The 15,836-nt window shown below is 61.4% G+C and carries 9 protein-coding genes; all 9 read left to right on the top strand.

The features are described 5' to 3' along the window. The first annotated feature begins 11 nt into the window (after positions 1–11). The 9 genes from B0E47_RS04565 (at position 12) to B0E47_RS04525 (ending at position 15,505) form a co-directional block, all read left to right on the top strand. Positions 12–1,448 carry an aldehyde dehydrogenase family protein gene (locus B0E47_RS04565; protein ID WP_077512817.1) on the top strand — a complete coding sequence of 479 codons (1,437 nt, stop codon included), beginning with the start codon at positions 12–14 and terminating at the stop codon, positions 1,446–1,448. A gap of 104 nt (positions 1,449–1,552) precedes the next feature. Continuing rightward, positions 1,553–2,983 carry a sugar porter family MFS transporter gene (locus tag B0E47_RS04560; protein ID WP_077512816.1) on the top strand — a complete coding sequence of 477 codons (1,431 nt, stop codon included), beginning with the start codon at positions 1,553–1,555 and terminating at the stop codon, positions 2,981–2,983. Positions 2,984–3,059: 76 nt separating this feature from the next. Further along, positions 3,060–4,214 carry an aldose epimerase family protein gene (locus tag B0E47_RS04555; protein WP_254422807.1) on the top strand — a complete coding sequence of 385 codons (1,155 nt, stop codon included), beginning with the start codon at positions 3,060–3,062 and terminating at the stop codon, positions 4,212–4,214. A 101-nt stretch (positions 4,215–4,315) separates the two neighbouring features. Further along, the gene (locus B0E47_RS04550) at positions 4,316–5,866 is read left to right on the top strand and encodes an alpha-L-arabinofuranosidase C-terminal domain-containing protein (protein ID WP_077512815.1); all 1,551 of its coding nucleotides are present in this window, start codon (positions 4,316–4,318) and stop codon (positions 5,864–5,866) included. Positions 5,867–6,100: 234 nt separating this feature from the next. Beyond that, positions 6,101–8,143: a beta-galactosidase gene (locus tag B0E47_RS04545; RefSeq protein WP_254422806.1), complete on the top strand. Its 2,043-nt coding sequence runs from the start codon at positions 6,101–6,103 to the stop codon at positions 8,141–8,143. A gap of 207 nt (positions 8,144–8,350) precedes the next feature. Further along, complete coding sequence (locus B0E47_RS04540) at positions 8,351–9,316, top strand: alpha/beta hydrolase (protein WP_077512813.1); 966 nt, start codon at positions 8,351–8,353, stop codon at positions 9,314–9,316. A 336-nt stretch (positions 9,317–9,652) separates the two neighbouring features. Beyond that, positions 9,653–11,395, top strand: coding sequence for a glycoside hydrolase 43 family protein (locus tag B0E47_RS04535; RefSeq protein ID WP_217318897.1), 1,743 nt, complete (start codon positions 9,653–9,655; stop codon positions 11,393–11,395). A 349-nt stretch (positions 11,396–11,744) separates the two neighbouring features. Further along, a complete protein-coding gene (locus B0E47_RS04530; RefSeq protein ID WP_217318896.1) occupies positions 11,745–13,361 on the top strand; it encodes an alpha-L-fucosidase in 1,617 nt (538 codons plus the stop codon). Positions 13,362–13,420: 59 nt separating this feature from the next. After that, positions 13,421–15,505: a beta-galactosidase gene (locus B0E47_RS04525; RefSeq protein ID WP_077512810.1), complete on the top strand. Its 2,085-nt coding sequence runs from the start codon at positions 13,421–13,423 to the stop codon at positions 15,503–15,505. The last annotated feature ends 331 nt before the right edge of the window (positions 15,506–15,836 follow it).

The raw sequence follows: 15,836 nt of genomic DNA, 5'->3' as shown, positions 1-15,836 counted from the left end.
CAACGCTATTCATGATCAAGACATTCCAGAGTTATATCGCGGGCGAGTGGGTTGCCGGCTCCAACATTACCGCCGACGAAAATCCGTCTGATCTCGATTCTCCGGTGGGCGAGTTTGGAGTCGTCGACGCTCAGCGCACACTTGATGCGGTCGGTGCTGCGCAAAAGGCGCAACCTGCCTGGGCGGCCACGACCCCACAGCAGCGCGCCGACATACTGGATACCATCGGCAGCGAAATTCTTGCGCGCAAGGCCGAACTCGGTCGCCTGCTGGCGCTGGAGGAGGGCAAGTCATTGCCCGAAGGCATCGGTGAGGCCGCCCGTGCCGGGCAGATCTTCAAGTTTTTTGCGGGTGAGGCCCTGCGCATTCCCGGTGAGTGTATGGCCTCCACGCGCCCCGGAGTCGGCATCGAGATCATGCGTGAACCGGTGGGCGTGGTAGGAATCATCGCGCCCTGGAATTTTCCGCTGGCCATACCGGCCTGGAAGATCGCGCCGGCATTGGCGTATGGCAATACGGTGGTATTCAAGCCGGCCGAGGCCGTGCCGGGCTGTGCGTGGGCGCTGGCGGAGATCATCAGCCGGGCCGGCCTGCCCGAGGGCGCATTCAACCTGCTCATCGGTGGCGGGCCGACCGTGGGTCAGGCGATTGTTGATGCACCCGGAATCGATGCACTGAGCTTCACCGGATCGGTTGCCACCGGCAACCATTTGCTGCGCTCCGCCGCCGCACGCGGGCTGAAGATCCAGCTTGAAATGGGTGGCAAGAATCCGCTGATCGTGTTGGCTGACGCCGACCTGGACAACGCCGTCCAATGTGCGCTCAATGGCGCGTACTTTTCCACGGGGCAGCGCTGCACGGCCTCCAGCCGGTTGATTGTGGAGTCGGCCGTCCATGATGAGTTCGTCGCGCGCCTGCAGCAGAAGCTTGCCGCGCTGAAGGTCGGACCCGCGGTGGGGCCGGATACCGACATCGGTCCGGTGGCCAGTCAGCAACAGCTAGATCAGGACCTGTCCTACCTCCAGATCGGCAAAGACGAAGGCGCCAGCTTGCTATGGGGCGGCGAGCGGCTGGATCCCGGTCCTCGCGGCTACTACCTGCAGCCAGCGCTGTTTGCCGCCGAGCCGGGACACCGCATAGCCACCGAGGAAATTTTCGGACCGGTCGCCTGTGTCATGCCGGCGGATGGTTACGAGCATGCGCTGGCGCTGGCCAACGATACCCAGTTCGGACTGTGTGCCGGCATCTGCACGACATCGCTGAAGCATGCGACCCATTTCAAACGTCACGCCAAGGTTGGCATGGCGATGGTCAATCTGCCGACCGCGGGCGTCGATCCCCATGTGGCGTTTGGCGGCAGCAAGGGATCGAGTTATGGCGCAAGGGAACAGGGGCGCTATGCCGCCGAGTTCTATACGACGGTGAAGACGGCCTATACGGCGGCCTGATGTCGTGGAGGTAACGAGTCGAAATTTGTGCGTGGCATCCTGTGGGAGTTGGGTGTCGCGCATGTGGACAACAGCACAGTGCAATCGGCCGTGAGGGGAAGAACATGTATCAGTCCAGCGATGAAGCGTCAGCGGTGACGCCGCATGAAGTGTCCTTGGGGCGCCGCAAGAAGAGCGTGCCGATTATCTATATCGCCGGTCCGATTGCCGCACTGTCCGGACTGTTGTTCGGTATGGACATCGGCATTATCTCGGGCGCGTTACCGTTGATCGCCAAGGCGTTCAGCGCCTCGGACGTGATCCAGGAGTTCGTGGTCAGCGCGATGATGCTTGGCGCGGCATTGGGAGCGATCAGCGGCGGCTGGCTGTCCCATCGCTACGGACGCAGGGTCACGCTGCTCATCAGTGGCGTGATATTCGTGGCCGGTGCGATCGGCTGCGCTTCGGCTGAATCCGCCTACACGCTGATCGGCATGCGGGCCATTCTCGGCATCGCCGTGGGCATTTCCTCCTACATCACGCCCATCTATCTATCGGAGATCTCACCGGAGCGCAGTCGCGGGGCATTGATCTCCAGCTACCAGCTGGCAATCATGGTGGGCATCCTGGTGGCCTATCTGATCGATGCGGGGCTTAGCTATTCCGGCAATTGGCGGCTGATGCTGGGGTCAATGGCGCCGTTGGCCGCGATCCTCGTGGTAACCATGTTTTTTTTGCCGACCAGCCCGCGTTGGCTGATGTCCAAGGGGCGTGACGATGAAGCGCTCGGGGTGATGCTCAAGCTCAGGCAGAACGATGTCAAAGTCGCCCAGGCGGAACTGGCGGCCATTCGTCTGAGCCTGCAGGTGGACGGCAACGGTTTCACGTTGTTCCGCATGAACAAGAATTTTCGTCGCTCCACCTTTCTGGGCATGCTGCTGCAATTCATGCAGCAGTTCACCGGTGCCAACGTGATTTTGTACTACGCACCGAAGATTCTGGGCCTGGCCGGCATAGCGACCGGGTCGGATCGGATGTGGGGCACGGTTGCTATCGGTGTGCTGATGGCGTTGGCAACTTTCATCGCCGTGAGTCAGGTCGATCGGGTGGGACGCAAGCCGTTGCTGTACATCGGTTATGCCGTCATGGGCGCATGCATGCTCGGCATGGGCGTGCTGTTCACCGTGGGCATGGGGACGGCATTTTCTGCCTGGATCGCCATCGCACTGCTGATCGCGTTTGTGATCAGCTATGCGATGTCCGCCGCGCCGGTGATCTGGATCCTGTGCTCGGAGATCCAGCCTCTGAACGGACGCGACTTTGGTGTGTCCTGCTCGACCGTGACCAACTGGGTGAGCAACTTCATCGTGGGTGCCACGTTCCTCTCGTTGCTGAGCACACTCGGCACCGGGATGACATTCTGCATGTATGCGGCGCTCAACTTCCTGTTCATCATCCTGGTCTACCTGCTCTTGCCGGAGACCAAGGGGGTGACCCTGGAGAACATCGAACGCAAGCTGATGTCAGGCGTACGTTTGCGCAACATCGGCATCTGACCGGGCGCGAGTCGCGTCCGATCGGCTCGCGACGTGCGCAAGATGCGACGTCATTCCACTTGTGAGGAACGTACCCGTGAAGAATTTCCATCGATATCTGATGCCGACCCTGGTCTGCTCTTTGCTGCTTCCTGGTGTCAGTCTGGCCACGTCGGCGACGCGTTCCACTTTTGGCTCGATGCCGGATGGTCGCAAGGTGGAGGCGGTCAAGCTGCAAAACGACCATGGCGTGAGTGTCACGGTGATTGCTTACGGCGCGCGGGTTCAGTCCCTTTTTACGCCCGACCGCAACGGTCACGTGGCGAATGTGGCTCTTGGCTACAACACCATGCAGGGGTACCTGTCCAAGCGCCAGTTCTTCGGCGCCACGGTGGGGCGTTTCGCCAACCGCATCGCCAAGGGGCAATTCACCCTCGACGGCACGCATTATCAGCTGACCATCAACGACGGGCCCAATTCCCTGCACGGAGGCATCAAGGGTTTCGATACGCAGCTGTGGCAGATCGTTTCAGTCAAGCAGGGGCCGACGGCCAGTGTCACCTTGAGTCATGTCAGCCCTGATGGTGACCAAGGCTATCCGGGGCGTATGACGGTCACCGTGACTTATTCCCTGGGCGAGGACAACCAGCTAACCATCGCTGACCAAGCGACCACCGACAAGACAACTATCGTCAATATTTCCAATCACACCTATTGGAATCTCGATGGAGCCGGTTCGGGCACGGTGATGCATCAGCGGTTGATGATTCCAGCCGAACAGATCACTCCTGTAGACAAGACACAGATTCCGACCGGGACATTCCAGTCGGTGGCCGGGACGCCCTTCGATTTTCGCCAGGCCAAGGCCATCGGCCAGGACATCCGTGATGGCCGTTCCAGTCAATTGCTGATCGGCAAGGGTTACGACATGAACTGGGTGATCAGCCGCACCAAGAGTGCCGAGCCACGTCTTGTGGCGCAGGTGGAATCACCCGCCAGCGGGCGCATTCTGCGCCTGTATTCACGCCAGCCGGGCTTGCAGTTCTATTCGGGCAATTTTCTCGACGGCACGACGGTGGGCGGAGCCGGACACACCTATCGCCAAGGTGATGCCTTCGTGCTCGAGCCGCAGATCTTTCCGGACACGCCAAACCATCCGAACTTCGGTTCGGCCGAGTTGCGTCCGGGGCAGGTCTACGACAACCGGATCATCTATCGCTTCTCCACCGACAAGGGCGGCACGAAGCACTGAATGCTGACGTACGAATAGGTCGTCATCTCCGTCGATTGATCTATGTCGGTGTAGGTGGATGACATGCCCCGCCTATTTCCACTCAAGCCAGGAGTCAAAAAATGAAACGAACGCTTGTTGCCGCTGTTGCAGTCATGCTCCTGTCGGCGCCGGCGATCGCGCAGATCGCCCCGGCCCACGTCACGCTGACCGTCGACCTGGCCCACCCCGGCCCGGTGATCGAACCCGCGGTCGAGGGGCAATTCGCCGAAAATCTCGGCCGTGGCATCTACGACGGCATCTGGGTCGGCCCGCATTCGTCGATTCCCAACCGGAATGGTTATCGAACCGACGTGATGAAGGCGCTGAAGGCGCTCCACGTGCCAGTGATCCGCTGGCCCGGCGGCTGCTTCGCCGACACCTACGACTGGCGCGACGGCGTTGGTCCCGCCGCCAGGCGGCCCAAGGGGATCAACACCAACTGGGGCGGTGTCACCGACGACAACAGCTTCGGTACCAACGAGTTCATGGACTACAGCGTAGCGCTGGGCGCGGCAGCCTATGTCTCGCTCAACCTGGGCTCGCTGCCAGCCTATGATGCACGGCAATGGGTGCAGTACATGACCGCCAGCGGCGATTCCGCGCTCGCGCAGGAGCGGCGCGCCAACGGCCGCGACAAGCCATGGAGCAACCTGAAGTATGTCGGCTTCGGCAACGAATTGTGGGGCTGCGGCGGCAGCATGAAAGCCGACTACGCCGCCGACCTGTTCAATCGTTACGCCACGTTTGTCAATCCGGCGCCGGGCGCGCCCGCCTTCGTCAAGGTCGCCTCGGGGCCCAGCGACGCGGACTACGCCTGGACCGACACGATGATGCGCGATGCGGCCAAACAGGCGGGCGCCATCAGCCTGCACTATTACACCCTCCCGGGCTCCTCCTGGGAGCACAAAGGGGCGGCGACCGGTTTCAGCAAGGACGAATGGGCCGCGACGCTCGGCAAGGCGCGTTACATGAACACGCTGATCGTCAAGCATTCGGCGATCATGGACAAATACGATCCCGACAAGAAGGTCGCGCTCTACGTCGACGAATGGGGCACCTGGTACGACCAGCAGCCCGGTAGCCATCCCGGCTTCCTCTACCAGCAGAATACGCTGCGCGACGCCGAAGTGGCGGCGCTGACTCTGGACATCTTCTTCCGCCACACCGACCGGGTGAAGCTCGCGGCGATCGCGCAAATGGTCAATGTGTTGCAGGCCATGGTGCTGACCGATGGCGACAAGATGTTGCTGACGCCCACCTATCACGTCTTCCACATGTACGTGCCGTTCCAGGGCGCAACGCCCTACCCGGCAACGATCAGCGGCCCCCGGTATGTGGAGGGCAAGTACGACCTGCCGATGGTGGATGCCTCGGCCGCGCGCAGCACCGACGGCAAGCTCTACCTCGCGCTGGTCAATCTCGATCCCGATCGCTCCGCGCAGGTCGTGACCGGGCTGACCGGTACGGCGAGCGGCCAGATCCTGACCGGACCGAAGATGGATACGCACAACACTTTCACTGCGCCGGACACGATCCAGCCGGTCGCCTATTCGGGGCGAAGCGAGCGCGGTCGGTTGACTTTCGAACTGCCGCCCAAGTCGGTTGCGGTCGTCGCCATCGATCAGAAATAGCCGTCCGAAGCATCTCTCTCTCACCTCGGTGATGCGGTAGTAAACCGCTTGACCGGGTGTCCGAGGACCAGAGGCAGGATCAGAATCCCTATGCACATCTTTGACGAGACAACCGCGCTGGCGAAAGTTGAAAGCCATCGAGGCTGCATTCCAAGGCGCGACGGAACGACTTGTCTTCGCTCGATCAGCACCCGCCTGAGGCGCGCTGCACTACTGCTGAGTGCGATGGGGCTGATGCTCACGTTCGTCACCACCACGCATGCCCAGGCAAGCCGTTACGCCGATGCGCCACCGCTGCTGCTGGGCGTGGCGTGGTATCCGGAGCAATGGCCCGAGGCGCAATGGGATCATGACCTGACGTTGATGCAAGCAGCGCATGTGCATCTGGTGCGCATCGGCGAGTTTGCATGGAGCCGGATGGAGCCGCGCGAGGGGGTCTACGACTTTGGCTGGATGGATCGCGCGATTGCCGCCGCTGCGCGTCACCATATCGTGGTGGTGCTGGGCACGCCCACGGCGGCACCGCCCGCGTGGCTGACGCAGAAGTACCCCGATACCTTGCGCGTCAGCGAGGATGGCGTGCGCGACGAGCATGGCAATCGCCAGCAGTTCTCCTTCGCCAGCACGCGCTACCGTCGGTTCGCCCACGACATCGCCGAGCAGATGGCGAGGCGCTTTGGTCACAACCAGGACGTGGTCGGCTGGCAGCTGGACAACGAATACGCGGCGGACTCGTTCGATCCCGACGCCAAGGCCCAGTTCCATGCCTGGCTGCAACAAAAGTACGGCAGCATCGACGCACTCAACCGCCGCTGGGCCACCACGTACTGGAGCCAGACTTACGACAATTTCGAGCAGATTCCGGTACGCGCGGACCACGAGAATCCTGCCTTGCTGCTGGACTGGAAGCGCTTCGTCACCGACACCTGGCGCAGCTACTCGGTCAACCAGATCGACGCCATCCGCCCGCACGCCGATCCGCGCCAGTTCATCACCACCAACACCATGGGGTGGTTCGACGGCTTCGATGCGTACACCGTGCATCAAGTGCTCGACATGGCGGCCTGGGATGACTACGTGGACGCCGGCGAGGACTACGACTGGGTCGACAATGCCGCGCGTCACGACCTGGCCCGCGGCTACAAGCGGCGCAATTTCTGGGTGATGGAAACCCAGCCCGGTTTCGTCAACTGGCACGAAACGAACGTGGCACTGCGTAAAGGTGTTGTGCGCGACATGGCGTGGCAGGCCGTCGGCCACGGCGCCGATGCCGTCGAATACTGGCAATGGCGCGCCGCGCCGAATGGCCAGGAGGAATACCACGGCACGTTGCTCGGCGCCGATGGCACGCCGGTGCCGGTGTACCGCGAAATTCAGCAGGTGGGCGCGGAGTTCGCGAAAGCCGGTGCGGTGCTGGCCGGCACCACGCCGCACGCCGAGGTCGCGGTCATCAACGATTTCGACAGCCGCTGGGCGATCAATTTCCAGCGCCATGCGGCCAACTTTGATCCGGTGGCCGAGCTGAAGGCGTTTTATCGTCCGCTGCGCGCGCAGGCACAGGTGGTGGATGTTGTCTCCGTGCATGCGTCGCTGAATGGCTACAAGCTGGTGATCGCACCCGCGCTCAACGTGCTGACCAACGCGGAAGCAGCGCAGTTGAAAGCCTACGTGGAGCAAGGCGGCCATCTCGTGCTGGGCCCGCGCAGCGGCATGAAGAACGCCGACAACGGCCTGCAGCCACAAGGTCAACCCGGCCCGCTGGCGAGTGTGCTGGGTGGGCGCGTCGCGCAGTTTTACGCGCTGGACAAGAGGGTACCCGTCGCTGGCTCAGCGGAGCAGGGCAGCGCCACGATCTGGGCCGAACAGCTGCAGGTCGAGTCGCCGCAGACTCAGGTGGTCCTGCGTTACGGCAAATCCAACGGCTGGCTGGACGATCAGCCGGCGGTACTGACCCGCCAACTGGGCAAGGGCAGCATCACCTATGTGGGTGCGTGGCTGGACGATGGCCTGCTCGATCGCCTCACCGCGTCATGGCTGCAGCAGGCCGACGTCCACCCGCCGCTGCCGGGTGCTCCTCAGGATGTGGAAGTCTGTGTGCGCGGCGATGCCCGACATCAGGTGGTGATCCTGATCAACCATGCTGCCGCAGCGCGCCGAGTGAATCTGCCATCGTCCATGTGGCCCGTGCTCGCCAACGGGGCTGCCAGCAACGAGGTGTCGCTGGAGCCGTATGGCATCGCGGTGCTGGACAGTCGCGATGCCGCCGCGAATCGCTGAAGATCATCGAGGCAGCACCTCGGAGAGACCCTGGTCTCTCCATCCGGATTCCGGTCGCCTTGAAGCCGAGTTCGATGGCGTGCGCGCATTGCTTGACTTGATCGCCTGGACCGATCGCTCCCCTGATGCTGATTCATCGTGACTGGCCGCCGGCGACATCGCCGCAATCATCGGGTTCGACGCCCGCCATCTTTTGAGGTCCCCATCATGTCATTGCGCAAACCACCTACGGCCAACCACAAAGCGAGCGGCTTGTCGTTGCGGGCGAAACTGAGCGCGCTGGGTGCGCTGTTGTTGATCGCTTCGATGGGGCACGCGAACACCACCACCGTGCCTTTGTGGTCGGGGACATCACCGCCTGATGGAGCGCGTCAACAGCAATTGCCGCTGCTCACAGCCTACATTCCTGTCTCCAATCCCACCGGCACCGCCGTCGTGATCTGCCCGGGTGGCGGCTATGCAGGCCTGGCGCTGGATTGGGAGGGCACCCTGGTCGCGCAATGGTTCAATCAGCAGCACGTGGCTGCCTTTGTGCTGCAGTACCGGCATGGTGTGGATCATGGCTATCCGCAGCCGATCGACGACGGACGGCGCGCGATGCGCTGGGTACGGAATCACGCCGATACTTACCATCTGGCCAAGGACCACATCGGCATCATGGGCTTCTCGGCAGGCGGCCACGTGGCCTCGACCGTGTCGACGCATTTTGGGCCGGGTACGGCGCTGGGCAAGGATGCCATCGCCAAAGTCTCGGCGCGACCGGACTTCACCATTCTCGCCTATCCGGTGGTGACGATGAAGAAGGATCTCACCGATATGGGGTCGCGTGAAAATCTGCTCGGGAAGCATCCGACCAGGGCGATGGTCGAGCTTCTCTCGAACGAGACGCAGGTCACTGACCAGACCCCGCCGGCTTTCATCTATACGACCGATGCGGACACTACCGTGCCACCGGAAAACAGTGTCAATTATTACCTGGCGTTGCATCGACATCACGTGCCAGCTGAATTGCATATCTTTCGCGAAGGCGGTCATGGCAGCGGACTTGGCCAACACGATCAGTTGCTGAGCATCTGGCCCACGCTGCTGGCGCGATGGATGGCCGGCATGGGGCTGATGGACTTAAAGCATATCCAGCCCCCACCGGCGATCTCGACCCGGCCGCAGGGATGATGAAACGGATGAGGAGAACGCCTTCCAGCGCCCACGAATCACTCACTGGCAAAAGGAAAGAGGGTGACTTGCTGGCCGGCGCGGTCCTGGTCAAGACCGAAAGGAAGCCTGGGTCGGCCTCGAAGCCAGGGCGAGCAGGGCTGCCGAGTAGTGACGACAAGACCAACAAGGACGGCCCGGAGGAACCATCGCCACGCACGTCGCTTCCGTACCGGACTGATCGAGAAAGCCGGCCAACGACAGACCGGGCTGAAACTGGACACGATTCATGGTCGTGAGCGTGACCATCTGCGATGGAGGCTGCCGCGTCACTCAAACCTGTCGCCCAGGCTGTAATTGCAGCTCAACTTCAGCGCCAATCGAAATATGAATAGCCTACGTACTCAGTTACTCGCAAAGATTGCCTTCACGGACAAAATCATGGCCCAAAACCCTGACAGCCTGAGCGGCCCTTCCGCCGTCTCTCCCGCCTGCCGTATGAACCGCCTGATCCTTTTCCTCCTGATGGCCCTCGTCTTCGCCTCCGCCGCGTCCCAGACCCTTGCGGCGGAACCGATGCATCTTGCCCACAATCCCATGATCTGGGCCGATGTGCCGGACATGTCCATGATTCGCGTTGGCGACACCTACTACATGAGCAGCACGACGATGCACATGAGTCCGGGAGTGCCGATCATGAAATCGAAGGACCTGGTGAATTGGCGTCTGGTCGGCTACGCCTACGACCGGCTGGTCGACAACGATGCCATGAATCTGGATAACGGACAAAACGCCTACGGCAAGGGATCCTGGGCCAGCAGCCTGCGTTTCCACAACGGCGTGTTCTATGCCTCGACGTTCTCCGCCACCACTGGACGCACCCACATCTACGCCACGCGCGATCCGGAGCGCGGCCCGTGGAAAGCGACGAGTTTCAAGCCCCCGCTGGGTGACCACAGCCTGTTTTTCGCCGACGACGGTCGCGTCTACATGGTTCACGGGAGCGGTCGCATCATGCTCACCGAGCTGCAACCCGATCTCTCCGGAATCAAGCCCGGAGGCGTGAACAAGGTCATCGTCGAAAACGTCAACGCCGTCTTCGGCGCCGACCAGGGCGGGCTCAAGGGCGAGGGCTCGCAGTTTTTCAAGATCAACGGCCGCTACTACCTCTTCAACATCGCCTCGCCCGGGAGCCGCTGGGCCCGTACCGTCATCATCAGCCGCGCCGACGCAATCGACGGTCCCTACGAGAGTCGCATCGCGCTCGATGATCGCGGTATCGCCCAGGGTGGCCTCATCGACACCCCGCAAGGCAAATGGTATGCCTATCTTTTCAAGGACAACGGCGCCGTCGGTCGCATCCCCTACCTCGTGCCCGTGACTTGGAAGGACGGCTGGCCCATTCTCGGCAAAAACGGCAAGGTGCCCATGACGCTCGACATCCCCGCCGGCGGACAAGGCGTCTCCGGCGTCTCAGGCATCGTCGCCTCCGACGAATTCAACCGCCGGCCCGGCGCACCGGACCTGCCCCTGGCTTGGCAATGGAATCACAATCCCGACAACAAGCTTTGGTCCGTCACGCAACGGCCCGGCTTTCTGCGTTTGACGACGGCCCGGATTGACGCTGATTTACCTTCGGCTAGGAATACCCTCACCCAGCGCACCTTTGGCCCTCGCAGTTCCGCCACCACCAGCATCGACGTGAGTGGCATGAAAGACGGCGACTATGCCGGCATCGCCGCCTTTCAGAAACGCTATGGTTTTGTTGGCGTAAAGATGAGCGGCGGCGCCAGATCGATCGTCATGGTGAGTGCCGACTCCGATCATCCCGAGGAAATCGCCTCCGTTCCCCTCTCTGGCAAAACCGTTCACCTGAAGGTCGAATGCGAATTTCAGCCTGCGCCGGAGGTCGCGCGCTTCTCCTACAGCCTCGACGGCAAATCCTGGACCCCCATCGGTCGTCCCTCGCGCCTTACCTATTCCTACCCAGCGCACTTCATGGGTTATCGCTTCGGCCTCTTTTTCTATTCGACCAGGACTGCCGGTGGCCGTGTGGACTTTGACTACTTCCGGGTCGGGCAAGGCAGGGATTCCCGTTGACCTTTTCCTTTAATCCGGGCGTGCTGCGGAGCCTGCATCGCGAGCGCCGCGGAGAACCTGCCCGGACGGTCCGCGCCAGAGGTCGCGCACGGTCAGCCAAATCGCCGTCAAGCGCGGCCGGTCCGTCATGTTTCAGACGACCGCGCCGGGTTCAACACCAAGAGCGGCCCGACTTGCAAGGCGTCGGGCCAACACCGAAACCTGCGACAAAAACGGAGGCGTCACGCGGGGTTTCTATTGACTGCGACGGGCTTGCCATACCGGGACACCGATATCGCGGTTTTTTTGCCGCTTGCTCTCCGGCACAGGCATCCAGTTCGCGTCTATCTGGTCGCCGGGATCCACACGGTTGTGCCTGCCGGCAGCGCCAATAATCAATGGGAGAGGACTCATGGTCACGTTTGACAGACGAAAATTTCTGGGGGCATCGATTGCATCGATCGCCGCAGCGCTTTCCACAGGCGCTTTTGCGCGCACTTTTGCGCGCACGTCCGGTCGCCCCAAGCTGGATGATCCGGACAAACCCAAGTCGGTGCTCGGCCGCTTCGAGCCGACGGTTGAGTCGCTGATGACATACCAGACCCCCGAGTGGTTCCGGGATGCCAAGTTCGGCATCTGGGCGCACTGGGGTCCGCAGGCGGTGCCGCGGCAAGGCGACTGGTACGCACGCTTCATGTACGTGCCAGGGCACCCCCACTACGACTATCACGTCAAGAACTACGGCCACCCTTCGGAGTTCGGGTACAAGGACCTCATTCCACTGTGGACTGCCGACAAGTTCGATCCCGATGCGCTGATGAAAAAATATGCCGCCGCCGGGGCGAAGTATTTCGTCTCGATGGGAGTTCATCACGACAATTTCGATCTGTGGAATTCGCGTCATCACCGCTGGAACGCCGCAGCGATGGGACCGAAGCGCGACATCGTCGGGGCATGGAAAAAGGCGGCCAGGCGGCGCGGTCTGCGCTTCGGTGTTTCCGAGCATCTCGGCGCCAGCTATTGCTGGTGGTATCCAAACCATCTCTACGACCAGTTCTGGCCGAAACTCGGGATTGGCTATGACGGTGCCGATCCACACTATCAAGACCTCTATCATGACAATCGTGACCAGCCATTCCGCAACACGCCGGGCAGCTGGTACACCAGCAATCACGACTACCAGCTGAAGTGGTACAAGCGGATTCGCGATCTCGTCGACAACTACCAGCCCGACCTGCTCTATTCCGACGGTGGTCTGCCATTCGGCGTGATCGGCCGCTCGCTGGTCGCCGATCTCTACAACAGCAGTATTGCTCGCAGCGGGAAGCTGGAAGCTGTCTACAATTGCAAGGATTCAGGGTCAGGCGAATTCCACAAGGAATGGGCGGTGCAGGACGTCGAGCGCGGCGTGCTCAAAGGCATCAATCCGTTGCCCTGGCAAACCGACACCTCGAACGCCGATTGGTTCTTCAACGAGAATTATGGCTACAAGACCACCGATGATGTGGTCACGATGCTGGCCGATATCGTCAGCAAGAACGGCAACCTGCTGCTCAACGTCGTGCTCCATGCCGACGGCAGCCTGCCGCCGGAGTCGGAGCAGTTGCTTGCCGACCTGACGGCGTGGATGGCGGTCAACGCGGACGCTATCCATGGCACGCGGCCGTGGAAGATCCACGGCGAAGGGCCGACCGAGGCTGCCGCGGGCATGTTCAAGGAAAAGGTCGCCTACACCGCACGGGACATCCGGTTCACGACCAAGGGCGATCGTCTTTTCGCCACTACGCTCGGCGAGCCGGCGGGTAACGTGGCCATTGCCTCGCTGGCAAAGGGCAATCCCTACGATGGAAGAGCAGTGCAACACGTCAGATTGCTCGGCCATCGCGGCGCGATGGCCTTTCGGCAGACCGGGCAGGCGCTGGTCATCGACGCACCCGCGACGCTGCCCACTCGTCACGCCAGCGTATTCGAAATCAGCTTCGCCTGAGCGTGCGCGCGACCGCACTACATCGACGATCACGCACCTCCGAAAGCGGATAACGACAGATGAATTTCAAAAGGCGTTCGACCGCCAAGCTGGTGAGCATTGCAGTGATGCTTGCACTCTGTGCCGGCTTCACGCCCGTTCGGCAGGCACAGGCGCAGAGTCCCATCGGTCATCCCGACTGGCCGGGCAAGGGGCAGTTGTTCGTTGGCACGTGTTACCAGCCGATCGATCGCAGCCCCGCGCAGATCGAGCACGATATCGCGATCATGAAGAAGGCGGGCTTCACCATGGTGCGCATGGGCGACCTGTCCTGGGATTCGTTCGAGCCGCGCGAAGGGCAGTTCGAATTCAAGTGGTTCGACAAGATACTGGCGCAAATGCACGTGGCAGGAATCAAGGTGATTCTCGACATTCCCGGTTTGCCTGCCCCGGTCTGGCTGCATCAGAACTATCCAGGCGTCGATATCGTCAACCAGGATGGTGTCCGGCTCCATCCGGCAACCCGCTATTGGGACGATATCAGCGATCCGGACTATCGGCGCCTTGTCCGGCAACTCGCCGTAAAAATGCTCGAGCGCTACGCGCACAATCCGGCCGTCGTGGCAGTTGGCTATGACAATGAAGTGGGCAGCTCGCCCATGTCGTATTCGGAAGGCGACCGCGGGCGGTTCGTTGCCTGGCTCAAGACGCGCTACCGGACGATCGCGGCGCTCAACAAGGCGTGGGCGACGCAGCGCTGGTCGCGTCGGATCAACGACTGGAGTCAGGTTTACCTGCCCTACGGAAATGGTCCTGGACCGAACGAACGAAACCTGGACCTGCATCGCTTCTGGTCTGACGTGACCATTGCCGATCTCGATGACCTCGACGACGTGCGCAAGCACTACGCACCCAATCTCCCAGCCGTATCGAACCTGTGGCCCAATGCGCCGGCCAAGGGCTTCAATTATCTGCGGTCATGGAATCACTATTCGACCTACGGCGCCGAAGGCTTCTATCCCGATCCCGACGATCCGTTGAGTGCCGCGTTCGAGGTCATGATGGTCAAGGCCGGGCATCAGACCCCGGTCTGGTTCAACGAATTCACCGCGGGCGGCGGAGGCGATTACGGTACGCCTGGCCGATCACGCATGTGGGCGTATTTCGGACTGGCCTATTATTCCCAGACGTTCCTGGCCTGGACATTCAATTCGCAGATCGGCGGCGAGGAGCAGTCACTGTTCGGCCTGCTCGACCATGATGGTCGACCATCATGGAAGGTCGGCGAGTTCACCCGGATTGCCGGTGAATTCAAGAAGCTCCAGACGATGGGCTTTCCGCGCCATCGCCAGCCCCAGGTCGCTATCGAAGATTCCTATGAGACGGAGTGGTTGACCAATCCGCCGCCTGGGCCGAACACGATCAAGCAATATGTCACCGACAACTACAGCGACCAGCTCAAGGCCGCCTTTGCCCCATTTTTCAGGGACAACATCGACACCGCCGTGATCGATATCGCCCACGATCCCATCGACCATTACAAGCTCGTGCTGCTGCCAGCCACGTACATGATGGACAAGCCAACGGCGGAGGCGATCCGACGCTATGTCGCCGATGGCGGTACCGTGATCATGACCGGCTACTCAGCCAAGGTTGACGAGACCGGCAAGTGGTTCGAAACGCCACTGCCTGGGCGCTTGGCCGACGTTTTCGGGCTGCGTACCGATCAGTTCTATCGTTCGAAGCAACCACTCAGGATCAGCTTCGACGGCCAGGAGGTGACCGGCGCCGGCGGCTATTACGAGGTGCTTGAGCCGAGCACGGCAAAGGTACTGGCAAGCTTTGAAAACACGCCTCGGAAGAGTCCGGCGATCACCCTCAACCATTTCGGCAAGGGCGAGGCGATCTATCTCGCGACGGCGTCTCAAGCGGCGTTCATCGAGCCGCTGGTCCGATCGCTTTATGCCAAGCTTGATATACAGCGCGGACCTGATACGCCAAGGGGCGTCGTTGCCCGCGTGGTCGATGGGCGCACCCTGTACGTGAATACCAGGGACACGCCAGTCACCGTCTCCTTTGCCGGTACCAAGCGTGACGTCCTGACAGACAATTCGCACGACGGCAGGTTGGAAGTGCAAGGCTTTGGCGTCGCCTTGCTTAAGTAAGAAGACGAGAGCCTCTTGCCGCGTGAGTCTGGCCCGAGCCGACTAGGTGTCTGGCACAAGCCGACACCAGAATGTCTGGTGGAACCGACGAGCGGGGCACACACTTCTGCTGGATCCGAGCCATGATCATTTACTGTCTGAAGCAAGCCGACGATGGGTTATGGGCCGTGTGTCGCATGAGAGCAACAATGTTCCAGGGACTTCAGCTCGGTCCAGCGATGAAGTTCGCTCGTGAAGTTGCTCGCGAAGAGCATTTGAGAGTTGGGGAACCGACCTTCGTGGATCTAGAAGAGGCCGTATTGGGAGGCCGATCGATTCAGGCTCAGCTGGT

Origin of the sequence: Rhodanobacter sp. B05 (genome assembly GCF_002001085.1) — a bacterium.
In the GTDB taxonomy this organism is placed as follows: Bacteria; Pseudomonadota; Gammaproteobacteria; order Xanthomonadales; family Rhodanobacteraceae; genus Rhodanobacter.
The sequence above is the reverse complement of the archived record's forward strand: the minus strand, read 5'-3'. Positions and strand labels throughout refer to the sequence as shown.

Coding starts and splice junctions, on each gene's coding strand:
- B0E47_RS04565 (WP_077512817.1), top strand. CDS start 12: ATGATCAAGACATTCCAGAGTTATATCGCGGGCGAGTGGGTTGCCGGC.
- B0E47_RS04560 (WP_077512816.1), top strand. CDS start 1,553: ATGTATCAGTCCAGCGATGAAGCGTCAGCGGTGACGCCGCATGAAGTG.
- B0E47_RS04550 (WP_077512815.1), top strand. CDS start 4,316: ATGAAACGAACGCTTGTTGCCGCTGTTGCAGTCATGCTCCTGTCGGCG.
- B0E47_RS04545 (WP_254422806.1), top strand. CDS start 6,101: ATGCTCACGTTCGTCACCACCACGCATGCCCAGGCAAGCCGTTACGCC.
- B0E47_RS04540 (WP_077512813.1), top strand. CDS start 8,351: ATGTCATTGCGCAAACCACCTACGGCCAACCACAAAGCGAGCGGCTTG.
- B0E47_RS04525 (WP_077512810.1), top strand. CDS start 13,421: ATGAATTTCAAAAGGCGTTCGACCGCCAAGCTGGTGAGCATTGCAGTG.